This is a genomic window from Synechococcus sp. R55.4, from assembly GCF_047461935.1.
Classification (GTDB): domain Bacteria; phylum Cyanobacteriota; class Cyanobacteriia; order Thermostichales; family Thermostichaceae; genus Thermostichus.
This window is the reverse complement of sequence record NZ_JANSIF010000060.1, coordinates 1-21,672: the sequence shown is the minus strand read 5'-3', so window position 1 is coordinate 21,672 and position 21,672 is coordinate 1. Positions and strand designations below refer to the sequence as shown.

Annotated in this window: 23 protein-coding genes; 5 read left to right on the top strand and 18 right to left on the bottom strand. The window is 60.9% G+C overall.

Annotated elements, in window-relative coordinates; translation table 11 throughout:
* Positions 1-157: 157 nt before the first annotated feature.
* Together NW842_RS12430 and NW842_RS12425 are read left to right on the top strand one after the other, a co-directional pair.
* Positions 158-745 (top strand): hypothetical protein, encoded by a 588-nt coding sequence (locus NW842_RS12430; RefSeq protein WP_414418145.1) that lies wholly within the window; start codon positions 158-160, stop codon positions 743-745.
* A 50-nt stretch (positions 746-795) separates the two neighbouring features.
* Positions 796-1,674: a hypothetical protein gene (locus NW842_RS12425; RefSeq protein ID WP_414418144.1), complete on the top strand. Its 879-nt coding sequence runs from the start codon at positions 796-798 to the stop codon at positions 1,672-1,674.
* Positions 1,675-1,803: 129 nt separating this feature from the next.
* On the opposite strand, the gene NW842_RS12420 is transcribed toward NW842_RS12425, so the two are convergent.
* From NW842_RS12420 to rpmJ, 15 genes are all read right to left on the bottom strand, one after another.
* A complete protein-coding gene (locus NW842_RS12420; protein WP_414418143.1) occupies positions 1,804-3,075 on the bottom strand; it encodes a class I SAM-dependent methyltransferase in 1,272 nt (423 codons plus the stop codon).
* A gap of 52 nt (positions 3,076-3,127) precedes the next feature.
* Complete coding sequence (locus tag NW842_RS12415) at positions 3,128-4,249, bottom strand: ABC transporter ATP-binding protein (RefSeq protein WP_414409110.1); 1,122 nt, start codon at positions 4,247-4,249, stop codon at positions 3,128-3,130.
* A gap of 260 nt (positions 4,250-4,509) precedes the next feature.
* Positions 4,510-4,950: an Hsp20/alpha crystallin family protein gene (locus NW842_RS12410; protein WP_011433199.1), complete on the bottom strand. Its 441-nt coding sequence runs from the start codon at positions 4,948-4,950 to the stop codon at positions 4,510-4,512.
* Between the two features lie 196 nt (positions 4,951-5,146).
* Positions 5,147-5,440, bottom strand: a complete 294-nt coding sequence (locus NW842_RS12405; protein WP_414355795.1) for a PepSY domain-containing protein — start codon at positions 5,438-5,440, stop codon at positions 5,147-5,149.
* Between the two features lie 67 nt (positions 5,441-5,507).
* The gene (gene acnB / locus NW842_RS12400) at positions 5,508-8,132 is read right to left on the bottom strand and encodes a bifunctional aconitate hydratase 2/2-methylisocitrate dehydratase (protein WP_414418142.1); all 2,625 of its coding nucleotides are present in this window, start codon (positions 8,130-8,132) and stop codon (positions 5,508-5,510) included.
* Positions 8,133-8,225: 93 nt separating this feature from the next.
* Complete coding sequence (gene prfA / locus NW842_RS12395) at positions 8,226-9,308, bottom strand: peptide chain release factor 1 (RefSeq protein ID WP_414418141.1); 1,083 nt, start codon at positions 9,306-9,308, stop codon at positions 8,226-8,228.
* A gap of 54 nt (positions 9,309-9,362) precedes the next feature.
* Entirely contained in the window at positions 9,363-9,587 is a 225-nt protein-coding gene (gene rpmE / locus NW842_RS12390; RefSeq protein ID WP_414351133.1) for a 50S ribosomal protein L31, read from the bottom strand.
* A 77-nt stretch (positions 9,588-9,664) separates the two neighbouring features.
* Positions 9,665-10,075, bottom strand: a complete 411-nt coding sequence (gene rpsI, locus NW842_RS12385; RefSeq protein ID WP_414388121.1) for a 30S ribosomal protein S9 — start codon at positions 10,073-10,075, stop codon at positions 9,665-9,667.
* Positions 10,072-10,527, bottom strand: coding sequence for a 50S ribosomal protein L13 (gene rplM / locus NW842_RS12380; RefSeq protein WP_011433193.1), 456 nt, complete (start codon positions 10,525-10,527; stop codon positions 10,072-10,074). Before rplM ends, rpsI begins: the two co-directional genes overlap by 4 nt.
* Before the next feature lie 45 nt (positions 10,528-10,572).
* On the bottom strand, positions 10,573-11,430 hold the full coding sequence (gene truA / locus NW842_RS12375) for a tRNA pseudouridine(38-40) synthase TruA (RefSeq protein ID WP_414418140.1): 858 nt from the start codon (positions 11,428-11,430) through the stop codon (positions 10,573-10,575).
* A 13-nt stretch (positions 11,431-11,443) separates the two neighbouring features.
* Positions 11,444-11,794 (bottom strand): 50S ribosomal protein L17, encoded by a 351-nt coding sequence (rplQ, locus tag NW842_RS12370; RefSeq protein ID WP_414355790.1) that lies wholly within the window; start codon positions 11,792-11,794, stop codon positions 11,444-11,446.
* A 95-nt stretch (positions 11,795-11,889) separates the two neighbouring features.
* Positions 11,890-12,897, bottom strand: a complete 1,008-nt coding sequence (locus tag NW842_RS12365; RefSeq protein ID WP_414418139.1) for a DNA-directed RNA polymerase subunit alpha — start codon at positions 12,895-12,897, stop codon at positions 11,890-11,892.
* A 150-nt stretch (positions 12,898-13,047) separates the two neighbouring features.
* Entirely contained in the window at positions 13,048-13,434 is a 387-nt protein-coding gene (gene rpsK / locus NW842_RS12360; protein ID WP_011433189.1) for a 30S ribosomal protein S11, read from the bottom strand.
* A gap of 84 nt (positions 13,435-13,518) precedes the next feature.
* Positions 13,519-13,902, bottom strand: coding sequence for a 30S ribosomal protein S13 (gene rpsM / locus NW842_RS12355; RefSeq protein ID WP_011433188.1), 384 nt, complete (start codon positions 13,900-13,902; stop codon positions 13,519-13,521).
* Between the two features lie 224 nt (positions 13,903-14,126).
* Positions 14,127-14,243, bottom strand: coding sequence for a 50S ribosomal protein L36 (rpmJ, locus tag NW842_RS12350; RefSeq protein WP_011433187.1), 117 nt, complete (start codon positions 14,241-14,243; stop codon positions 14,127-14,129).
* A gap of 167 nt (positions 14,244-14,410) precedes the next feature.
* Here rpmJ and NW842_RS12345 point away from each other — a divergent pair, with 167 nt between their 5' ends.
* The 3 genes from NW842_RS12345 (at position 14,411) to NW842_RS12335 (ending at position 18,927) form a co-directional block, all read left to right on the top strand.
* On the top strand, positions 14,411-16,387 hold the full coding sequence (locus NW842_RS12345) for a carboxypeptidase regulatory-like domain-containing protein (RefSeq protein WP_414418138.1): 1,977 nt from the start codon (positions 14,411-14,413) through the stop codon (positions 16,385-16,387).
* 73 nt (positions 16,388-16,460) lie between these two features.
* Entirely contained in the window at positions 16,461-17,522 is a 1,062-nt protein-coding gene (locus NW842_RS12340; protein ID WP_414355787.1) for a carboxypeptidase-like regulatory domain-containing protein, read from the top strand.
* Between the two features lie 349 nt (positions 17,523-17,871).
* Complete coding sequence (locus tag NW842_RS12335; RefSeq protein WP_414355786.1) at positions 17,872-18,927, top strand: LLM class flavin-dependent oxidoreductase; 1,056 nt, start codon at positions 17,872-17,874, stop codon at positions 18,925-18,927.
* Between the two features lie 60 nt (positions 18,928-18,987).
* On the opposite strand, the gene NW842_RS12330 is transcribed toward NW842_RS12335, so the two are convergent.
* The 3 genes from NW842_RS12330 to NW842_RS12320 are packed head-to-tail and all read right to left on the bottom strand — an operon-like array spanning position 18,988 to position 21,549.
* Entirely contained in the window at positions 18,988-19,575 is a 588-nt protein-coding gene (locus NW842_RS12330) for a hypothetical protein (RefSeq protein WP_414355785.1), read from the bottom strand.
* The gene (locus NW842_RS12325) at positions 19,554-19,976 is read right to left on the bottom strand and encodes a thioesterase family protein (protein ID WP_414332361.1); all 423 of its coding nucleotides are present in this window, start codon (positions 19,974-19,976) and stop codon (positions 19,554-19,556) included. The genes NW842_RS12330 and NW842_RS12325 overlap by 22 nt, the downstream gene beginning before the upstream one ends.
* A 28-nt stretch (positions 19,977-20,004) precedes the next feature.
* A complete protein-coding gene (locus NW842_RS12320; protein WP_414418137.1) occupies positions 20,005-21,549 on the bottom strand; it encodes a hypothetical protein in 1,545 nt (514 codons plus the stop codon).
* Positions 21,550-21,672: the final 123 nt, after the last annotated feature.

Sequence of the window (21,672 nt, the reverse complement as noted above, 5' to 3'; positions counted from 1 at the left end):
AGCCTAGAGGTTCGGGCCTGTTTTGTTCTCTGGTAGAGCAGAGCAGGCCCAGGGCTACTGAAAGCCCGCTCCGTACCACTTAGCGGTCGGAGCCGGGTAGTTTACCTAACATCTGTCGAACTTGCCCTGAGGCAGTGCATTTTGCGAGGTTACACTCATGTCGCGACACATCAGTACCTATGCTCTCATCTTTACCTTGGGCAGTGTAATCGCCTGTACCCAGGCAGCTCCTGTGCAAACTCCTGACCAGGTGGTGAGCACTTTCATCGCTGCTGCCGAGAAGGGGGACTGGGGCACGGCAGACAGCTACCTGACGGAGCGCTTCAGCAATACCCTCCGGCCGGGATCCCTGCCTTCGATTTGGGGCACGGTGGGGGAGAACGTGCAGGTGCGCAACCAAGAGGTGACCGGGAAGACGGCCTATGTTTGGGTGGAGGGCACCGACTCGCTGGAGGATGCGGCCCAGCGCCTGGGGCTGGATCCCTTGACGTTGCGCAAGTATTTGACCCAGCCGGATCTGGCGGATCCCACCTATCAGCAGTTGGCCCCTCAGTTGGTGGGTCTGCGCCTGGAGGGAGACACGGTGACCTCCCGCGTCAAGATCACCCTCTACCAGCAAGACCGCGGCTGGCGGATTGAGGTGTGGCAGCCGGATAAGCCACCTGCTGCTTCGGGATCCCAGCCGGAAAAGCCAGAAGAGACGGAAGCAACGGATCCCGCGCCATCTCCAACCGAGAATCCCTAGAGCTGTCGCCTTCAGGGAGATCTGGGAGCAAGAGTCATCTTGGGGAGGGTGTGGATGTGAGAGCGTGGTTTTTCTTGGTGCTGGCTTTGCTGCCTCTGGGGGGCTGTTGGCAGGCCAAAACGGCGGAGGAAACGCTGCGGGAGTTTGTCCAGGCGGCCAATGCCCGCGATTTTGCCACCGCAGAAGCCCTGCTCACTCCGCGGCTGCTAAAAGGGATCCCTCCGGGGGCCTTGGATCAATCGTGGCCCTCAGCGGAGGAGTTTACCCTCACCCCCATTCAAGCGGTGGGCAATACGGCCATTTTCCGGGTGGAGGCAATCCTGAAGCCAGAAGCGGTGGTGCCGACTTTGCGTTTCCAGTTCACTGCCGAGGAGCTGCAACGATTTTTAACAGAGCCGGATCGGGAGGATCCCCGGTTTCGCCCTTTTCGCTCTCAGTTGGGCTTCTACGAGCCTTTGCCGGAGGGTCGGCTGCGCGCAGTTATGGAGGTTACCCTCTATCGCCAGGCTCAAGGGTGGCGGGTGGAGTTGGCTCGGCTGCAGCCTTTAAATACAGAGGTTCTCTACGAGCCAATCAAGTTAGCGGAAGAAGCACAGCCTTTCCAACTAACTGGGACGGTGCGGCTGCTCAACCGCAAGGAGGGCTGGATTGGGGTCAACTTGGAAAAAGTCAGCCCCAGCTTGGATCGCTACGCGGGCACGTGGGTCTCGGTGGTTCCCGCTGAGGAGGTGCAAGTGACTCGCCTTGGCCGCTCTGCCAGCTGGCTGGATCTGCTCCCGGGAGATGTGGTGGAAATGGAAGGCACCGTTCGGTTCGCCGTCAACGTCGATGCGGAAGGGCGGATCCCGGCAGCCATTCGGGCCGAGCAAATCAGGGTACTCAAAGCAGACTCAAAAGCAGACTCAGAGGGATCCGGATCCCAGCCTTAGGTGGGACAGCGTGTGTGGCCATTGCAATTCCAACTGGGACACTGCACCCATACCTCAACCGTTTCTCCCAGAATGAGATAAGGGGGCGTCATAAATTGGGAAGGACAGCTCCTGGGGGAGCAACTCCTGTTAACGCAGCGGCGAGTGCAACAGCACCACCAGCCGCTCTTCCAGGAACTTGAGATTGGCCACCACTTGGTTAAAGGCCTCTTCGGGGGTCCAATCCATGAGATCTACCGCCTTGGCCGCCAGGGCCTGTACAGGAACAGGCTCTTCTCCAAAAACATCGATCAACCAGCGCACCGAGAAGGGATCGATGGTGATGTTGCCCTCGGAGCCGGGCCAGCCGTTGATGTTGACCGGGCCATTGTCGCGGATGGCATTCTCAAAGGCAGCCTTGGCGTTGAGCCTCAGCAGCAGAGGATGCGCCTGTACCAAGCCATTTCTCCATTCCTCGCTGCTGAAGGGTTGGGGAGAAGTGGCCCCGGTGGGGTGGCCACACCAGAAGTCGATCAGGCGGGTCAGGTTAGGAAAGATTAACTCGATAAAGTGCAGCAGCTCCTCCTGGCTGAGCTTTTTGATTTGGCGCAGAGCGTAGGGAACGGGCTTGGTGAGGACCCGCTCCAGCTTCCACTGCTGCCAATTGACCATACTGATGAACTCCAGCCCGGCCTGGCGGAGCATCTGGAAAACCTGAGGCACGGTAAAGCCTTTGTCGCTGCGCAGCAGAAAGTTGGCCAGGATCCCATTGGTGGTTTTGATGGCATCCCCCTGCCAGTGGCTTTTGACGAAGCTGCCCTCGTGAAGGGCATCCATCAGCTCCCTGAGGATGGGAACGGCTTTGGCAGCCGGCTCATCCATCACCCCCAGCAGCTCCATGGCATCCTGCATGTTGAAAATAAACTGGCGCTGGTAAAGGCTGTGGACATTGGTGCGGATGATGCCGTCCGGTTTGAGGACTTGGCGCATGCCTTTCAGCCCCGCCACCGGATCGTCCAGCAGGTAGAGCACGTCGTTGCAGGCGATGAAATCGAATTGCTCCCCCAAGGCTTGCAGGTCGGTGATGTCCATCACCTCGAAACGCGCCTCTTTGATCTGGTGGAACTCGAAGCGCTGCCGGGCCATTTTCAGGGATTCTGCCGAGATATCCACCCCGACAAAAGAAGCTCCTGGATTGGCCGTGGCCAGCACAAGGGTTTCCCAGCCGGAGCCACAGCCGGCGTTGAGCATTACTTTGCCCTCGGGTTTGACCACCTTGCGGTTGCGGCGATAGTAAGCGGTGGTGAGGCTGTTGGCAAACAGCGCGAAGTTATCCGTAACCGTCTGCTCAATCGGCACATTCGGGTACGGAAACTCGTCAAACTGTGCCTGAACCAACTTGGAAGTGGATTGCTCCGGCATAGGGATCCCTGCCTCTGTAGGACTGATTAGGATTCTAAAGCGATTCCAGGGTTTAACCTAGGCGCTGCTCGGTTTCGGGATCGAACAGGTGGAAGCGATCCATATCGAAGATCACTTCCGCCCACTGGTTGACGCGCAGCTGGGTACGGGGATCCACGCGGGCAATAAACTCCTGCTCGGCCAGGATCCCTTCTCGGTCGCTGGTGCTGAGATAGAGGATTACTTCATGGCCCACCAGCTCCGTTACCGAGACCTTAGCCCGCACCGGGGCAGGTTGGATCCCTGGGGGTTGGTAGTGGGGATCGTGGATGTTTTCCGGGCGGATGCCGAAGATGACCGACTTGCCGACGTATTGCCAATAGGGCTCTGCCTGGTGGGGCGGGATGGCCACGCGGAAGGCGCCGGTATCGATCCAGAGGGTGCCCTCCTGCTCCCGCAGCTTGGCCTGGAAGAAATTCATGGCGGGGCTGCCGATGAACCCAGCCACAAACAGGTTGGCCGGGCGGGTGTAGAGGGTGTGGGGGGTATCCACCTGCTGCAGGCGGCCATCCTTCATGACGGCGATGCGGTTGCCCATGGTCATGGCCTCCACCTGGTCGTGGGTAACGTAGATAAAGGTGGTGCCCAGTTGCATGTGCAACTTGCTAATCTCGGCCCGCGCCTGTACCCGCAGCTTGGCATCCAAGTTGGAGAGGGGCTCATCCATCAAAAACACCGCCGGATTGCGCACGATGGCCCGCCCGACGGCAACCCGCTGCCGTTGCCCACCCGAAAGTTCCTTGGGCTTGCGGTTGAGCAGGTGTTCGATCCCAAGGCGCTTGGCCACCCCCCTAACCCGGCTTTCGATCTCCGCCCGTGGCAGGCCGCGCAGCTTGAGGCCAAAGGCCATGTTCTCGGCCACGGTCATGTGGGGGTAGAGGGCATAGGATTGGAAGACCATGGCGATATCCCGATCCTTGGGGGGGACATCGTTCACCCGTCGATCGCCAATGTAGATGGAGCCGGCGCTCACTTCTTCCAAGCCGGCCAGCATGCGCAGGGAGGTGGTTTTGCCGCAGCCGGAGGGGCCGACAAAGACGAGAAATTCCCCGTCTTCGACGGTGATGTTCAGGTCATGGACGGCGGTGGTGTCTCTGTAGCGCTTGGTAACGTGTTCGTAGGTAACGCTGGCCATGCTCTCAACCTTGGCTCCGTTGCGCACTCAAACCCTATCCAAAGCGGCGGGCAAAAGTCAAATCGAGTTGAGTTGAGTTCGGTAGGGAGAGCTGGGGATCCCTGCAGCGAACCCGATTTATTCCTGCTTGAAATGAGCGCAAGCTGAAGAACCAAAACGCAAAAAAGGACTAAAAAAGGGTAGGCGATGAGCCTACCCCTATGGGATCTTTTTTCCTCATGGAAAATTGCCTAACCTCAGAGCAGCTTCAGCTACGCCCATCAGGAGACAACGCTCACTTTAACCACTTGGGCTTTTTCAGAGTCTGCCTTGGGCAAGGTGAGGGTGAGGATCCCATCTTTGTATTCGGCTTTCACCTGATCGTGTTTGATCCGGTTCGGCAGTGGGATCACCCGTTGGAAGCGCCCATAACGGAATTCAGTCCGGGTTACCCCTTTGTCTTCAGAGCGCTTCTCAAATCGCCGTTCCCCGGTGATGGAGACCGCTTCGGCTGTCGCTTGGATATCCAAGTCGTTGGGGTTCAAGCCGGGCAGCTCCAGCTTCAGGGTAATGGTTTCGGGATCATCGTGCATCTCCACTGCCGGCATGAAGGCAAAGCCGTCGGCCTCGGTGGTGCGAGGGATCAACCGGTCGAACATCCGGTTCATTTCCCGTTGAATTTCGTCAATTTCACGAAATGGATCCCAGCGGACAAGAGCCATAGAGCATCCTCCTCCTCTATTACTTTGCTTTTTTGACTTCCAGTTCGAGTTTGGAGCTTAGCTTTTGGGGCTCAACTTTAGAGGTGCAAGCAAAACCTCTATGCTTCTAGTGTAGTCAAATCCGTTCCGGGAAATGTAGGGTTTTCTGGAATGTTTCTTAGGTATTTACCCTACAGGTTTATCTATCCAAAACCCTCTAGGACTCCGTATGTTTGGGGCGGCGATGGGGTTTTGTTGGTAACCACATACTGAGGCCGGTTGCCACCATCACCAGCAGCCCCAGTCCGTTTAAGAAGGGGTAAACCGCTTGCAGATCGAGGGGGCCCCACTGCCCTTTGTGGATTTGGATCAGCCAGTAGTAGTCGAAGTTTTCGTTAAGGCGGGCAATTTGATAGAGGGATCCCGTCAGCACCGTCACCACCAACGGCAGGGCCAGAATGGGGGCAAGGGTGCGGTGGATGCGGCGGATCCTCTTTGGATTCAGGGCCATTGAGCTTTCTCCAGGGCAATGGGGCGATCCCTGCCATGCTATCAGGGCAGCTAGCCCCTATTCTCGCTCAAGAACGGCTCCTGGACAGCTCCTCCACGTGCTGCCGCGGGATGACCCGTCCTTCGTCCTCAAAGCCAGGGATCTCGTGGAAGTTGAGGTAGCGGTACAGCTCGCCGGCAAAGGGCTGGATCTTGGTGGAGACGATCTCTCGGTACTCCTCAGGGGTGGGGATCCGGCCCAAAAGGGCGCAGGCGGCGGCCAGCTCGGCGGATCCCAGATAAACCCGCGCGTCTTTGCCCATGCGGTTGTTGAAGTTGCGGGTGGAGGTGGACATGACGGTGGCCCCGTCTTCCACGCGGGCTTGGTTGCCCATACACAAGCTGCATCCCGGCATTTCCGTTCTGGCCCCGGCGGCAGCAAAGATGCCGTATACGCCTTCCGAGCGCAGTTGTGCCTCATCCATGCGGGTGGGCGGACAGATCCAGAATTGGCGCACCTTGGCCCGCCCTTGGCCTTCCAGGATTTTGGCGGCGGCGCGGTAGTGGCCGATGTTGGTCATGCAGGAGCCGATGAAAACTTCGTCAATCTTGATCGGCGTATCGGGGTTGCCGGCGGCGTGTTGGGCATGGACTTCGCTCAGGGTCATCACCTTGTCGGGATCGTTGGGGGCACAGACAATTGGCTCGGTGATGGTGCTGAGGTCGATTTCGATGACTTCGGCGTATTCAGCGTCGGCATCCGCCTCCAGGAGGGTGGGGCTGGCCAGCCAGGCTTCCATTTTGGCGATGCGCCGCAGCAAGGTTCTCGCATCCTGGTAGCCGCGGGCAATCATGTTTTTCAGCAGCACCACGTTGGAGCGCAGATATTCTGAGACCGTCTCGAGGCTCAGCTGGATGGTACAGCCGGCACAGTTGCGCTCTGCCGAGGCATCGGTAAACTCGAAGGCCTGCTCCACCTTCAGATGCGGCAGGCCCTCGATCTCCATGATGCGCCCGGCAAAGACGTTTTTCTTGCCTTTTTTCTCAACGGTGAGCAGCCCCCTCTGAATGGCCACGTAGGGGATGGCATGGACAATGTCCCGCAGGGTGATCCCCGGCTGCAGTTCCCCCTTAAAGCGCACCAGCACCGATTCCGGCATGTCCAAGGGCATCACCCCCATGGCGGCGGCAAAGGCCACCAGACCGGATCCCGCCGGGAAGGAGATCCCCAAGGGGAAGCGGGTGTGGGAGTCGCCCCCGGTGCCGACGGTATCCGGCAGGAGCATGCGGTTGAGCCAGGAGTGGATAATGCCATCGCCGGGACGCAGGACAACGCCCCCGCGGGAAGCGAAAAAGTCGGGCAGCTCTTTGTGGATCTGGATGTCCACCGGCTTGGGATAGGCGGCGGTGTGGCAGAAGCTCTGCAGCACTAGGTCGGCGTTGAAGCCCAGACAGGCCAGCTCCTTCAGCTCATCGCGGGTCATGGGGCCGGTGGTGTCCTGGGATCCCACGGTGGTTATCAGGGGTTCGCAGCTTGTGCCCGGACGCACGCCTGGCAGCCCACAGGCTTTGCCCACGATTTTTTGCGCTAGGGTATAGCCTTTGCCGGTGTCTGCCGGTGGAGTGGGGCGGATAAACAAGGTCGAGGGAGGCAAACCCAAGGCTTGGCGGGCTTTGTCGGTGAGGGCACGGCCAATCAACAGGGGAATACGTCCCCCCGCCCGCACTTCGTCGGGGAGGGTCACGGGCCGCAGGGAAAAGGTGGAGAGAACCTGGCCGGCCTCAGAGCGGATCACACCTTCGTAGGGGCAAATGGTAACCACCATGCCGGTTTCCAGGCGGGAGACATCGCACTGGATGGGCAAGGCCCCGGCATCTTCGGCGGTGTTGAAGAAGATGGGCGCAATGGTGCCCCCCAGGATCACCCCCCCAGCCCGCTTGTTGGGCACATGGGGAATGTCGTGGCCGATGTGCCAGAGGAGTGAGTTGAGGGCGGATTTGCGGGAGGATCCCGTGCCTACCACATCCCCCACAAAGGCGACCGGATGGCCACGGCGCTTCAGCTCGGCAATGGCGGCCAGGGATCCCGGAGCGCGGGACTCCAGCATGGCCTGGGCGTGGAGGGGGATATCCGGGCGGGTGGTGGCGTGGGCGGCGGGGGAAAGGTCGTCGGTGTTGATCTCGCCGGCAACTTTGAACACCGTCACGGTGATGGCTGCGGCCAGGGGGTCTTTGGCGGTAAACCATTCGCCATTGGCCCAAGACCGGAGCACCTGCTGGGCATAGGCATTGCCGGATTGGCTCAGCTCCAGCACGTCGTGAAAGGCATCGAAAACCAGCAGGGTGTGGCTGAGGGCGCGGGCTGCTGCCGCTGCAATCTCACTCCGGGGATCCCGCAACAGCTCCAGCAAAACCTGAACGTTGTAGCCCCCCAGCATAGTGCCCAGCAGCTCTACCGCCCGCACAGGAGTGATCAACGGCGATGCAACCTCCTCCTTGGCTACCGCCGCCAAAAAGCCCGCTTTCACGTAGGCTGCTTCATCGACTCCCGGTGGGACGCGCTCCGTGAGCAGGTGCAACAAAAAGGCTTCTTCGCCGGCAGGCGGGGCCTTCAGCAGCTCGCACAACTGGCTGGTCTGGGCTGCATTCAGGGGCAGCGGCGGGATCCCTTGGGCCTCGCGGGCAGCGGCGTGTTGGCGGTATTCGGCCAGCATGGGGAGTCTGGGTTCTCGACGTGAGTATTCATTCTATCGCCAGCTTGGCAGAAGAAAGGTTCTCAGGAAGGGATCCATCCGGCCAAAGCCAGCCTAGGACAACTCCGCCAGCAGCTCTCTCTGGTAAAGGCCAATGCAGGCTTGGATCAGGTCGTCCAGCTCTCCATCCAAAATGGGCTGCAGCGGGAAATTTTGGTTAAGGCGGTGGTCGGTGACCCGGTTTTCTTTGTAGTTGTAGGTGCGAATTTTTTCCGAGCGGGATCCCGTTCCCACCTGCATGCGCCGAGCAGAGCTAATGGAGGCCTGTTGCTCCTGCAGCTTCATCTCGTAGAGTTTGGCCCGCAAAATCTGCATGGCCCGCTGGCGGTTCTGCAGCTGGGAACGCTCCTCGGTACAAAACACCCGGATCCCGGTGGGCTTGTGGAGAAGATCCACCGCCGTCTCCACCTTGTTCACGTTTTGGCCGCCTGCCCCCCCGGAACGTGCCGTTTTGATTTCGATGTCTTTCGGGTCGATGACCACCTCCACCTCGTCCACCTCTGGCATCACCGCCACCGTGGCCGTCGAGGTGTGGACACGGCCTTGCGCTTCGGTGACGGGCACCCGCTGCACCCGATGCACGCCAGCTTCAAACTTGAGCTTGCTGTACACCTGATCCCCTTGAATCTCCAGGATCGCCTCTTTGTAGCCCCCCAGCTCTCCTTCCGAGAGGCTCGCCAGACGCACCGACCAGCCCAGCTTTTCGGCGTAGCGGGTGTACATGCGGGCCAGATCCGCCGCCCACAGCGCCGCCTCCTCCCCACCGGTGCCAGCGCGAATCTCCAACATAATGTTCTTGTCGTCGTTGGGATCCCGGGGCAGCAGCAGCAGGGTGAGCTTTTCCTCCAGTTGTTCTTGGCGGGCCCGCAGTTGCTCAAGTTCCGCTCTTGCCATCGCCTCCAGCTCCGGGTCGGAGGCCGATTCCCGCAAAAGTTCTTCCGTCTGTTGCAGATCGCGATTCAGCTTTTGCCAGTCGTGAAAAGCCTGGACGGTGGCCTCCAAGGAGGAGCGGGCCTTGGCAATCCGCTGCAGCTCAGCTGGATCCGTGGCCACGTCCGGATCGGCCAAGCGCACCGTCAGCTCCTGAAAGGTGGCTTCGACATTCTTAAGCTGGTCAATCAGTTGAGCAGAAGCCATAGACTTGCGATACCCAGGAATCCAAGTATTGCCCACACCCAGATGGGGGAACCTCTACTTGGCCTTTTTGCCACCTCCCATGCCGTATTTGCGCATGAACTTCTCCACCCGGCCTTCGCTATCGATGATCTTTTGGCTGCCGGTGAAAAAGGGATGGTTGCCCGACCAAACATCCACCCTGAGCTCCGGCTTGGTGGATCCCACCGTCATCACCACTTCGCCATTGCAGATGACTTTGGCTTCTGGATACCACTGCGGGTGCAATCCTTTCTTGGGCATAACCCTCTCCTCCTCTGGGCCTGTCTCTATACCCTTGTCTATCAACATCTTCCTCTGAAAAGCAATGGCAGGGATCCCTAGCGCTTCGAGTACTGGGGAGCCTTGCGGGCCTTGCGCAGGCCGTATTTCTTCCGCTCCACGGCGCGCGGATCCCGTTTCAGATAACCCTCGACTTTCAAGGGGCCGCGATTGGCCGGATCCACCTCACAGAGGGCGCGCGCCACCCCCAGCTTGATCGCATCCGCCTGGCCGTGAACGCCGCCGCCATGGGCTCGCACCAAGATGTCGTAGGAGTTTTCCAGTCCCAGGATCTCCAGCGGCCCCTTCACACCGGCCAGCAGGGCTTCTTGGTACTGCAGATACTGGTCTCCCGGCCTGTCGTTGATGATGATTTTGCCCGTGCCGGGCACCAGACGCACGCGGGCAACGGCGGTTTTGCGGCGTCCGGTTCCCCAATAAACGGCTCGTTGGCTGCTCGCTTGAGTCATGCTTTGGCTCCTGGGATCGTGTTGAGCGGATAAACCTGAGGTTGCTGGGCCTCATGAGGGTGGTTTGGCCCGACATAAACTTTCAACTTGGTGAATTGCCGCCGGCCCAACCGGGTGTGGGGCAACATTCCCTTGACCGCTTTTTCCACCACCCGCTCCGGCAGGCGCGCCTGCAGTTGGGCAAAGGTTTCCACTTTCATGCCGCCAGGACGGCCGGAGTGGCGGCGGTAGAGCTTTTGGGTGCGCTTTTTGCCGGTGACCACCACTTTCTCAGCGTTGATCACAATTACATAGTCCCCCGTATCCAGGTGAGGGGTGAAGTCCGGTTTATGCTTACCCCGCAAGAGGGTGGCCACAGCGGCAGCCAAGCGGCCCAGGCGCTGATTGGCAGCATCCACCAGATACCAGCGGGGCGCCAGAGTTTCGGGGTTGGGAAGGGGAGTTTTGTTCATGGCAGGCAAGGAAACATATCAGGACAAGCTTGGAGATCGCCCAGATCAACCGCAGGAATGGGCCAACGCAGCCGGCGACCGGAGGGCGGAGGGAGGCTCTGTGGGCAAGGCCCAAAAGGGCAGCGAGTGGGCGAACTGTTGACCGAAGGGATCCGCAGCATAGCCCACATCCGTCAGGCACAGCCCTTGCGGGGGAGCGCTGTAGCGGGTGCGCATCTGGCTCCAGTCGTTGTGTTGCCACAGGTGGACAAATTGGGCTGGGCTGAGCTCGCCTCGGCCCACCACCTCTAGGGATCCCACCAAAAGCCGCATCATCCGGTAGAGAAAGCCGCTGGCCTGCACCTCGATGCTGATCAAGTCCCCCAGCCGCTGGCAGAGCACCTCCTGCACCTGTACCCGCGAGTGGGGGCGATCGGATCCGCGCCGCCGAAAGGCTTCCAAGCTGTGCTCTCCCAGCAGGGAGTTCAGGGCTTCCGCCATCGGCTCCACCTGCAAAGGCCACCGCACCTGCCAACTAAAGAGGCGCCAGAACACATCCGGTCGCTCCCGATTCAGAATGAGGTAGCGGTAACGGCGCCAGCGAGCCGAAAAGCGGGCATGCCAGGAGCCAGGCACCTGGGCGGAAGCCAGTACCACCACATCTTCCGGCAGACAGTCGTTCAGCACCCGCGACCACTCCGCCGCAGGAATGCCGGAGGTGGTGTCGAAGTGGGCCACCTGGCCTGCAGCATGAACCCCCGTATCGGTGCGGCCTGCCCCATAGAGGGTCACCGGATGTCCCGCCCGCGACGCAATTGCCTCCTCCAGTACCCCCTGCACGGTACGGCGGGACGCCTGGCGCTGCCAGCCACAGAACCCGCTGCCGAGGTACTGAATTCTCAGGGCAATGCGACGGTACGGCATGGATCCCTTCCTGCTACACCAGCTCGATAACCGCCATTTCTGCTCCATCGCCCCGCCGATGCACGGTGCGCAGGATGCGGGTGTAGCCACCGGCCCGATCCCGGTAGCGCTCAGGAGCCTGCTCGAACAGGGAGCGCACCAAATCCTTGTCGTAGATATAGGCCAGCGCCTGTCGCCGCGCCGCCAGGGATCCCTCTTTGGCCAGGGTAATCATCTTCTCAGTGGTGGCCCGAATGGCTTTGGCGCGGGCTTTGGTGGTGGTGATCCGCCCTTCCCGCAGGAGAGCCGTGGTCAGCGCCCGCATCAGGGCCTTGCGCTGGTCGGCGGGCTTGTTGAGGTGGGGGGTACGACGGCGGTGGCGCATGGTAACCTCTGCCTTTTGTCCTACAGTCTTCGGGGATCCTTGGGTTTTGACGCGGTCGTGCCGGCGGTGCCGATACTTTGGACGGAACCTGAACCCTACGCCTTGCCCTTTTCGCGGGTGCGGGGCAGCGTCAGACCAAAGCGGGCTTTCAAAGCCTGCACCACCTCTTCGGCAGATTTCTGGCCAAAGTTTTTGATCTCCAGCAGATCTTCCTCGGTGTAGACCAGCAGATCGGCCACCGTGTTGATCTGAGCTCGCTTCAGGCAGTTGTAGGCCCGCACCGATAGCTGCAGCTCCTCGATGGGGATCTGGTTTTTCTGGTTGTCCTCGGCTGGCTGGGGCGGCACAGGGGTATCGAAGCTGACCTCCTGCAGCGGCGAGAACAAGCCCACCAAAATGCGGGCGGCTTGGCTGAGGGCCTCTTGCGGGGTGAGGCTGCCGTTGGTCCAGACTTCCAATATTAGCCGATCTTTTTCCAAAGATTGGCCGACCCGGGCTGCTTCCACGGCGTAGTTCACCTTGCGCACCGGCATGAAGACAGAGTCGATCTGCAGAAAATCGATTGCCATCGCCTTGCTGTCAGAGTAATCGACGGCGCGGTAGCCATGTCCTCGGCCAATCATGAACTCCATTTCCAAAATTGCCCCTTCCGCCAGGGTGGCAATGTGGTGACGGGGGTTGATCACCTCCACGTCGCTGGGCAATTGCAGCTTCTCGGCGGTGACTTCCCCTGGCCCCTGAGCCACCAAACGGCCCACCTGAGTATCGGGAGCGGTGGAGCGCAGCACCAACTCCTTCATGTTCAGAAGGATCTCCATCACGTCTTCCCGCACCCCCGGCACCGTGGAAAACTCGTGGCTCACCCCGGCAATGCGTACAGCGGTCACCGCCGTCCCCTCCAGATTGGAGAGCAACACCCGCCGCAAAGCGTTGCCCACCGTGATCCCTTGGCCGCGCTCCAGTGGCCCCAGAGCAAATTTGCCGTAGTGAACGCCGTTATCATCCCGATGAGATTCAACACACTCGGTCTGGTAAGCAACAGCGCTTGAGCTCGCTTTGCTGCCGAGAGAGTGGAGGAGGGTTCGGCTGGTTTGAATCATCATAGTGGCCCCGTCCGTCTGGCTCGATATCCGTTTGGAGAACTGATGAAACTTCGAGGTCATCTCACGCTTGGGCAGACCTTCGCTGGGGCATGGCGTAGCTCTGGAGAAAACCCCCTACAGACGCTCGACCAGCCCTCAACGCGGGATCCTTCAGACACGCCGCCGCTTGGGAGGACGGCAACCGTTGTGGGGAATGGGGGTAATATCTCGAATCAGAGTAATTTCCAGGCCCGTTGCCTGTAGAGCGCGAATGGCGGTTTCCCGACCGGCTCCCGGCCCGCTCACCATCACTTCGATCTGGCGCATGCCGTTCTCCATGGCTTGACGCGCCGCACTTTCTGCTGCCATTTGGGCGGCGAAGGGAGTGCCCTTTTTGGCCCCTTTGAAGCCCGTAGAACCTGCCGAGGCCCAAGACACCACATCGCCGTTGGGATCCGTGATGGTGACGATGGTGTTGTTGAAGGTGGACTGAATGTAGGCCACCCCATTGGGGATGTTCTTTTTGACTTTACGTCCGCGCCGTTGCTGCCGAGCCATGATCCAGGTGTCCTTGCAATCGACTGTTTGGGGTTGGGATTCGGGATGGTGGAAGAGTTTTGCCTTCCGCGCAAAGCCGAGCGACTACTTCTTGGCAGGAGCTTTCTTCTTGCCGGCCACCGTTTTCCTGACCCCCTTGCGGGTGCGGGCGTTGGTGCGGGTGCGCTGACCACGCACGGGCAGACCCAGGCGATGGCGACGACCTCGATAGGTGCCGATGTCGATCAGCCGCTTGATGTTCATCGCCTCCTGGCGGCGCAGATCCCCTTCTACCTGGTATTCGCCCTCCACCACCGTCCGTAGGGCGGCCACCTCAGCGTCGGTGAGGTCGCGGGTACGAGTATCCGGATTGATACCGGTCTTCGCCAAAATCTGGCGGGAGCGGGTTAGCCCAATGCCGTAAATGTAGGTGAGGGCAATCTCCACTCGCTTTTCTCGGGGGATGTCAACTCCCGCAATCCGTGCCATAGTCAGGGGTACCTTATCAAATCAAACCAACTCGAACACACTTGCCCAGTAAGGATTGAGTTGCCTGCCTGAGATGGGATCCTCATTCAGAGAAATGTTGCTGTAGAGATGCCAGTCTTGGGATCCATGCTCACCGAGAGGTCTAGCCAACGTTTTGCTCGGTTGTGTCGGAAGCCTTTGCCTCTGTCTCCCGTTGCAGGCTGAACCCACCCACCATCGACCCTCTAGCCCTGCCGCTGCTTGTGCTTGGGGTTGGAAGAACAAATGACCATCACCCGACCGTGGCGGCGGATGACCCGGCATTTTTCGCAGATCCGACGGACGGAAGGCCGTACCTTCATGGTTGATCCTGACAAAACCAGCGAATATCCATTCTATGTTCGTCTGGGCAGCCTGTCAAAAAATGGGTTTGGGCTTTCCGGCACCGAGGGGACGGTCGGGTTGGCTATGCTGGTTGGGCAAGGATCTCCTGAGTCAAAGCAGGCGCGGCTGTGGAGTGAGGAAGGTCATGCGGTGGCAATGGCTGGTTGTGCTGAGCAGCGTGCTGGGGCTGGGATCCCCCGTGCTGGGGCAAGGGATCCCTTTGCCGGCAGCAGGCTCCTCCTCTGCGGTGGAGAACTTTTCGACGGACGGGAACGGCCTGAGGACAGAGGGGGATTGGCTTTTGCCCTTGCGCAGCTCTGCCGATCGCATCGATGGGGTACCGGATCGGGGCTGGGTCGCGGTTGGGCTGTTGGAGGAGCAGGCGGTGACTCTGCTGGATGGGGCCAGCGGGGATCCCTTGTGGCAGGCGGCGGTGGGGTTTGCCCCCAGTGTGGTGCGGGTGGATGAGGCGCGGCAGGTGGTCTATGCCTCTGGCCCCAATGCCCCTGGGCTGGTGGCCCTCGATCTGCTGACGGGGGAGCTGATTCAGGCCTATGGGTTGCCGGCGGGAGTTTTGGATATTGCCGTGGATGGGGTCACAGGGCGGGTTTTCGCCTCCCTGCCCTCTGCCCAAAGTCTGGCGGTGATGGCTGCTCCCCTGCGCGTCAGCGGTGCGCAAAGCGATCCCTCAGAGCAGCCGCAAGCCCGCAATTTGCCGATGCCCGGCCCCCCCTTGGCGCTGGCCTATGATGCGCAGCGGGGATCCCTGTTTGTGGGCCTAGCCGGGGAGGATCCCCTCAGCTTGCTGGTGGTCAACCCGGACAATGGGGAGCTGTTGGCCCGTTGGCGGGGCGGTCATACTCCGGAAGCCATGGCCCTGGATGCGGAACGGCAACGCTTGGTGGTGCTCAACTCCGGCAGCCAAGATCTAACAGTGCTGGATCTGAGCCGCAGCGGCGAGGCCCTGCAGCGGGTTGGCCTGGATTGGCGACCGACGCGGCTGGCCCTTTCCCCGGATGGACGTTGGGCTTACGTGACCTCCCGCGATAGCGACCGCCTGCAACTGGTGGATTTGCAGACGGGGCGATTGGCAGCCTCACTGCGGCTGCAGGGACAACCGACGGGTCTGGTGATGCTGGGGGAGCGGGATCTGTGGGTGGTGGCAGCAGGGATCCCAGCTTTGCGCCGTTTGCAGGATATTCAGGCTCAAGTTGGCGACGGCGGGACAGAGGTCCTGAACGGGGGAGTCCCCTCTCCAGGCAACCGCGGTGTGGTGACCGGGCGGGTGCTGGATATTGCCGGCCAACCTGTTCAGACGGGGGTTTTGCACCTGGCCGCCACGCCAACCCAACCCAGGCAAACCGTCCGCATTGCTGCCGACGGCACTTACGTGCTGCCGGAACTGCCGGCCGGCCTGTATTTGGTGGATGTGGAGGTGCCGGGTTTTCCCCTGACCAGCACCCAGGTGGAAGTCCGGGCCGGCTTTGTCTCCACTCAGGATATTCGCCTGCCGCCAGGGGAACCGACCCGCCAGCCGGAGGGCATTGGCCTTTTGCCGGATGAACCCGTTTACTCGGATGAGCTGGCCCGCCACCTCAGCATGGCCCTGAAGGAGTTGCAGCCCCAGCGACCGGTACTGCTCTTGAAGGGGCCTCTGGGGCCGGATCCCCGGTTTGAGCCGCTTCTGCCCCTCACCCAGGGCCTGACTTTGTTGGATCGGGATGAGCGCTACACCTCCGATTTGGCCAAGCTGAAGGTGATCGGGGATGCCCTGGGATTGCGCTACATCCTTTTGACCCAGATGCAGATCTCGCGGGACTACAACCGCCAGGGCAACTCTCTGCTGAATACGGCCTTACGCTTTGTGGCCCCGACGGTGCCGGTGGAAATTCCCAATTTCACCCCCAACCAGTTGCGCAGCCGCGGGGTGGTGGTGGTGGTGGACTTGCAGAGGGATCGGCCTGGGGATCGGGCTCGCTACTACGAAGCCTATGGGCGGGATGATGTGGGCGGGGATCCGATGTTTGAAGATGCAGCAGCGGGCCTGTTTCGGCTGCAGGTGCGCAACATGGTGCCGGTGTTTGTCCAACAATGGCAAGCCAACAACCCCTTTTCGGGGTGAGGATCCCTGCAGCACCCGTCAGTGGCGCAAAGCAGAATAGAACCGACTGCTATTACCGGATGCAACCTTCGCCATGCCTCTTCTCTTCTTCCATCCTCTCCGGCGCAGGATCAGCTATCGCTACGCGACGCTCTCGCGAACAGGCAGTCTGGCCCTCTGCGGCTGGCTGGCACTGACTTCAGGAGCGCTGGCTCAGGCTCCGGCCACCCCCATTCCACGGTTGACGCCGTTGTTTCCCTTTCAAGACAAAGGGCAGCCCCAGGGAACGGCGCGGCTGGTGGGGCAGGTGAGCAACAGCGTGGGACAACCTGTGGCGGGGGCACAGGTGCAGTTGGAGGGCATGGAGAACCCCAATCAGCCGATTCAAACCGATGAGCGGGGCGCTTTTGAGCTAGACCATGCCCCAGCCGGGCGTTGGCTGTTGACGGTGTGGCACCCCGACTATGAAAAGGCAGAGCAGGAGATCCTCCTGCAAGCGGGCCTGACCACCCCTGTGGATGTGGTTTTGCAGGTGCCCATTCGGCCTCAACCCCGCCGTCGCCTTGGCATTTTGGGGGTGGGAGGGTTGGAGCATACCCAACTGTTGGGCCAGCGCCTGGCCATAGAGGCGGTGCGTCTGGGCTTGATCCCCAACGGCGAGAAGGTGGTGCCCCTGGACAACCGTCGCATTCAGCCCATTTTGCAGAAGGTGGGCTGGCCCATCTACGAGCTGTTTGAGTGGGATCGCCGCAAGCCGGAGGCGGTGGGCCAATTTTTCGATTACCTGGGCCTGGAAGCCATCGTCATCGCCCGCGTCGATGTCCTCACTCGACCAGCTTCGCCAACGGAGTTGAGCCTGCGTTCCCGCAGCCGCCTGGAACTGTGGCGGTTTGATGAGCAAGGCAACCTTGTGGTAGATATCCTGGCCGAGGCCAGTCGCGATCAGGTGGAGCGGAGCAACCTCAATGCTGCCGAGCTGGCCCAGCTTTATCAAATCCAAGTCACCCAAATGGCTGCTGAGGTGGGATCCCGCTGGAAGGAAAATCACCCGCTGGCCCAATACCTAGAACTGGCTCAGGGAGAAGCCCCACCCCCACGCTCCCGCCTGGACACGGCTGTGGAGCTGCGCATTCCCCCTGCCACGCCTACCCCTTAGGTTGGGAACTGCCCAAACCCATTCCCCTAGCTAACCGATTCGCGTTAGCGGTGCGGAGTACTGAAGTTGGCCTCAACAGCGGAGCAGCGATGGGATCTACAAGGGCGGGGCCAACCAAGACCAAGATATCTTCTTTATCTTCTTTTGCTTCACCTGTTCAAATCAAAGTTGTGCTCGCCGAGGCTGTTCCGGCGCTGGTTGCCTTGGCGGTGGGGAGCACATCGTTCGGGATCCCTTCCTGGCTTACCCAGTAGTGTTGCACACCATTTCCTCGCCTCTGACCGACTTAGATAGGGCAGGGGGTTTTTGGCCTGTTTCCCCAAGGGCTTTATCGAGAGAGGACTGGACGATGAGGTATCTGCAGTTTGGGGTGTTTATCCCCATCGCCAACAACGGCTGGATCATCTCGGTGAATTCGCCGCAATATATGCCAACTTTCGAGCTGAACAAGCAGATCACCCTCTTGGCGGAACGGTATGGCTTTGAATTTGTCCTGTCCATGGTGAAGTGGCGGGGGTTTAAGGGGAAAACCCAGTTTTGGGATCACGCCTTGGAGTCTTTTACCCTAATGGCGGGCTTGGCGGCGGTGACGGAAAGGATCCATCTCTACGCTTCGGTGGCTCTGCCTACGCTCCACCCTGCTGTGGCCGCTCGCATGTGTGTCACTCTGGACAGCATCAGCAAAGGACGGTTTGGCCTCAACATCGTGACCGGCTGGAACAAGCTGGAATATTCGCAAATGGGCCTGTGGCCGGGGGATGAATACTACAGCTATCGCTACGACTACGCCACCGAGTATGTGCAGGTGATGAAGCTGCTCTGGGAGCAAGGGCGTGTTTCTTATCAGGGCAAGTATTTTCAGTTGGAAGACTGCGTTTGTCAGCCTCGCCCTTCGCGGGAGATCCCGATTGTTTGCGCAGGGCACTCAGAGCGGGGTATGCGCTTTACGGCGGAAATGGGCAACCACAACTTCATCTTGGCTCCCGTTGAAGAGGCTGGTCGCATGAGCGATCGGCTGAAGGAGCTTGGCCAACGGGTGGGACGCACTGTGGGTACCTACGCTTTGTTTACTGTGGTGATGGGAGAAACCGACGCGGAAGCCGAAGCTGTTGCAGAGCACTACATGGAAGGGGGGGATATCGAGGCCCTGCTGGGCTGGAAAGGGGCAGCCAACACAGATCCGGTGGGGGTGAACGTGAAAAGCTACCAGGCAGAGGCATTTATGGGGATCCCAACCCTCATCGGTTCCTATGAAACTGTGGCAAGAGAACTGGATCGCATCGCCGGCCAAACCAGCATCGATGGGATCCTGTTCACATTCCCGGATTTTGTTGCCGATGTGCAGCGATTTGGGGAACGGGTCATGCCTCTGTTGAATTGCCGCCCGGCGCTGCAGCCGGTCTGACCACGTCAGCGGTGCGGTTCCCCCACAGCACTTTTCTCCTGAGGCCAGCTTTCCCATTGGCTATTTCTGCCGGGGATCCCCCCTGGTTGCCCGCAGGACTCTGTCCCACCGGCGCGAAAGGGCGAGCCATCCCAGTTTTAAGGCCGGCCCCAGCACCTGCCAGCCGCGAAACCGAACCACCAGGGATCCCTGTCCGCACCAGCCGATGCGGGTGAAGGTCAAGCGCAGGTGTTGAGCCAACGGAAGAGGTAGAGCGGCGATCAGCCCCAAGCATTGCCCCGTCAAAGCTGGATCGGCAAAGCCAATTTCTACGCCGCCTTGCCAGGATTGAATGCGAAGTTGCTTGCCCAGCTTCCACAGGTAGGGCCAATAACGCGGCCAATCTCCGAGGGAGCGAGGTTCTCCCCGCTGTACCGGCCAACGCCCGCGAAGGCGCAGGGATCCCCAACGCCATTCCCAGCCACGGCGGCTGCCCCGCACGGCCCAGCCTCCCCAGCCGTGCCATTTCCAGATCCAGGCAAGGGGGCCCTGCCAGGGTTTGCGGTAGCGCAGAATGAGCTGTTGAGGCCAGAACAAGAGAGTTCCCACAAAGACGGCCAGCAGCAATCCCAAAGGACTCCGTCCCGCTAACGCGAACAGCTTGAGCACCGACTGGGATCCTCCGCGGTCAATCCATAGCGGGCCAGAAAACGGGGCAAATCGACCACCAGGCAGGTGTAGGATCCCTGCATCACCAGCCGCTCCTGCTGGGTGATCTCCACCTGAAACTGAATGCGTCTCCCCTCCACTGCCACGACTTCGACCCGAACCTGCAAGGGATCCCCCGCCACCGCTGCCGACCGATGCTCCAAGGCAAAGCGGATCCCGACCGCCGCTTCCTCCGGCTCGTAGAAGGGCTGCAAGGTGGTGTGGCCGCACCGCTCGATCAACGTCAACAAAGCCGGGGATCCGATCACCTTCACACCGGGGTTGCCCAGAGCCTCAGCGGTTTGTTCTGGGCCGAGGATCCCTTGCCAGGTGCCAAGGGTGCCCAAGGGAACGGGTTTCATCTCCGCACAACCAGAGTGCTCCGCACCGCTAACGCGAACAGCGGGCAGGGGCGCGCATTCTCCTGGATTGCCACAGGCTCCAGCCTTGCCAGAGCAGGAGAATCAACGCCAGGATCCCGACCACCCCGGCCAGCACCAGCGCCCGTTCCCAGCGGGTGGCATGGAAGCCGGTTACCGTCCAATCGCGGCTGAGGTTGGATCCCAGAATGGCAAGCACAGCCAGGCCCAAACCTCGGATCCCCAGAGATTCCGCCCCTCTTCCCTCCTGCTGCAGGAGGATGGGCTGCAGCGCCGCCAGGATCAAGGCGGTGGTCAAGGCTCCCAACAGGAAGGCCGCTTGCGGCTGAGCGTGAATGAAGTAGCCCACCCCCACCGGCAAAGCCAGGCTAGCCAGCGTCAGGGCGATCCCCGTCTGCAGGGGTTTGTCTGGCCCATACAGCCAGTGCAGGAGCGCCGCCAGCGCCATGGCCGCCATTCCCAGGTACAGCGCCGCCGACACATAGGGTTGGGTGAGGTCGATCCCGGCAACCTGCAGGTTGAACTGGTGCAACAGGTTTTGCAGCAGAGGGCGGGCCGACAAAAACAAAGCGGCCATGGCCCCCCAACGGCTGGGAAAAGCCAGACATCCCAGCCCCAAGAGGGCCGCCCCGTAGGATCCCCCCAGCCGCAGCGCCAGCAGCGCTCCTCCGCCCACCAGCGTTAGGCCCACACAGGCCCGCCAGAGCAGCCGTCCTTGTTGCTCGGCAACGCTGACGCGACCGGCTAAAGCCTCCGGCCCGCTGACATGAGCAGGTTCCCCTGGCGCAGGGATCCCCCGTCCCGTCTGGTTCTCCAAGGCAAGCAAGGCCCACGAGAGCAGCACCCCCACCCCGTAGAGCAAGGCCCAGAAGGGATCCTGGTATAGGCCGTTGCGGGTCAAGGCCAAGGCCAGCGCCAACGCCACCAGCCACCCCACCCCATGCCCCACTGCCGACAGCAGCCCGGGGGAGTCTTCTGAGGCGGTCAAGAGCGGCACAGTGCCTGCCACCAAGCTGAGGGCGGCCAGCCCCACCGGCAACAGCACCTGCCAAGGGAGATCCGGCTGGGATCCCATCTCCAGCAGGCGGGATCCCCAGGTTAAGGCGGCAATGCCGCTCCACCCCTGGCCCAGCGCCATCAGCAAGGACAGGGCTTCTGTTTCCGCCAAGACCCCCAGCAAAGGGATCCCCACCAAGCCCATCCCCAGGCCGCAGCCCCACAGAAACAGCATTCCATGTTGCTCCGCAATGCCGATGCGACCGGGGGAGCCGACAGCCAGACTTTGCCAGGCCGCCAAACTGAGCAACAGCACCACCAGCCCTTGCCCGGCCCGACCGCAGCCACTCAACCCCAGCAACCCCACCCCCACCAGGCCCCCCAACAACAAAGCCAGGGGGATCAGATCCGGCAACTGACCCAGCCAGCACCCTAGCGCTGCCAACGCCACCAAGCCCAGCCCCACTGCCGGTTGCCAGCGGCGAACGGATCCCCAGCGGCGATATCGAATCGCTTCCAACAGCAAGACCACCAAGCCAATCGCGGCCGCAATCGCCAAAACTCCACCCAGCACGTGCTCCCTGATACATTCACGCTGAACTCTGCTGAACATGGTTCAGGAAAGAAGCGATCGCATCCTGCCTATCTCTGAGCAGGAAGGCGGTATCCCGCAAAGCCCTGA

Excerpts from the sequence above, each read along its gene's own strand:
- acnB (WP_414418142.1), bottom strand. The coding sequence starts at position 8,132 with ATGCTGGCCGAATACCGCCAACACGCCGCTGCCCGCGAGGCCCAAGGG.
- rplQ (WP_414355790.1), bottom strand. The coding sequence starts at position 11,794 with ATGCGCCACCGCCGTCGTACCCCCCACCTCAACAAGCCCGCCGACCAG.
- NW842_RS12415 (WP_414409110.1), bottom strand. The coding sequence starts at position 4,249 with ATGGCCAGCGTTACCTACGAACACGTTACCAAGCGCTACAGAGACACC.
- NW842_RS12430 (WP_414418145.1), top strand. The coding sequence starts at position 158 with ATGTCGCGACACATCAGTACCTATGCTCTCATCTTTACCTTGGGCAGT.
- rplM (WP_011433193.1), bottom strand. The coding sequence starts at position 10,527 with ATGAACAAAACTCCCCTTCCCAACCCCGAAACTCTGGCGCCCCGCTGG.
- rpmE (WP_414351133.1), bottom strand. The coding sequence starts at position 9,587 with ATGCCCAAGAAAGGATTGCACCCGCAGTGGTATCCAGAAGCCAAAGTC.
- rpsK (WP_011433189.1), bottom strand. The coding sequence starts at position 13,434 with ATGGCTCGGCAGCAACGGCGCGGACGTAAAGTCAAAAAGAACATCCCC.
- NW842_RS12335 (WP_414355786.1), top strand. The coding sequence starts at position 17,872 with ATGAGGTATCTGCAGTTTGGGGTGTTTATCCCCATCGCCAACAACGGC.
- rpsI (WP_414388121.1), bottom strand. The coding sequence starts at position 10,075 with ATGACTCAAGCGAGCAGCCAACGAGCCGTTTATTGGGGAACCGGACGC.
- prfA (WP_414418141.1), bottom strand. The coding sequence starts at position 9,308 with ATGGCTTCTGCTCAACTGATTGACCAGCTTAAGAATGTCGAAGCCACC.
- truA (WP_414418140.1), bottom strand. The coding sequence starts at position 11,430 with ATGCCGTACCGTCGCATTGCCCTGAGAATTCAGTACCTCGGCAGCGGG.
- NW842_RS12410 (WP_011433199.1), bottom strand. The coding sequence starts at position 4,950 with ATGGCTCTTGTCCGCTGGGATCCATTTCGTGAAATTGACGAAATTCAA.
- NW842_RS12420 (WP_414418143.1), bottom strand. The coding sequence starts at position 3,075 with ATGCCGGAGCAATCCACTTCCAAGTTGGTTCAGGCACAGTTTGACGAG.
- NW842_RS12405 (WP_414355795.1), bottom strand. The coding sequence starts at position 5,440 with ATGGCCCTGAATCCAAAGAGGATCCGCCGCATCCACCGCACCCTTGCC.
- NW842_RS12345 (WP_414418138.1), top strand. The coding sequence starts at position 14,411 with ATGCGGTGGCAATGGCTGGTTGTGCTGAGCAGCGTGCTGGGGCTGGGA.
- rpmJ (WP_011433187.1), bottom strand. The coding sequence starts at position 14,243 with ATGAAGGTACGGCCTTCCGTCCGTCGGATCTGCGAAAAATGCCGGGTC.
- NW842_RS12325 (WP_414332361.1), bottom strand. The coding sequence starts at position 19,976 with ATGAAACCCGTTCCCTTGGGCACCCTTGGCACCTGGCAAGGGATCCTC.
- NW842_RS12365 (WP_414418139.1), bottom strand. The coding sequence starts at position 12,897 with ATGATGATTCAAACCAGCCGAACCCTCCTCCACTCTCTCGGCAGCAAA.
- rpsM (WP_011433188.1), bottom strand. The coding sequence starts at position 13,902 with ATGGCACGGATTGCGGGAGTTGACATCCCCCGAGAAAAGCGAGTGGAG.
- NW842_RS12340 (WP_414355787.1), top strand. The coding sequence starts at position 16,461 with ATGCCTCTTCTCTTCTTCCATCCTCTCCGGCGCAGGATCAGCTATCGC.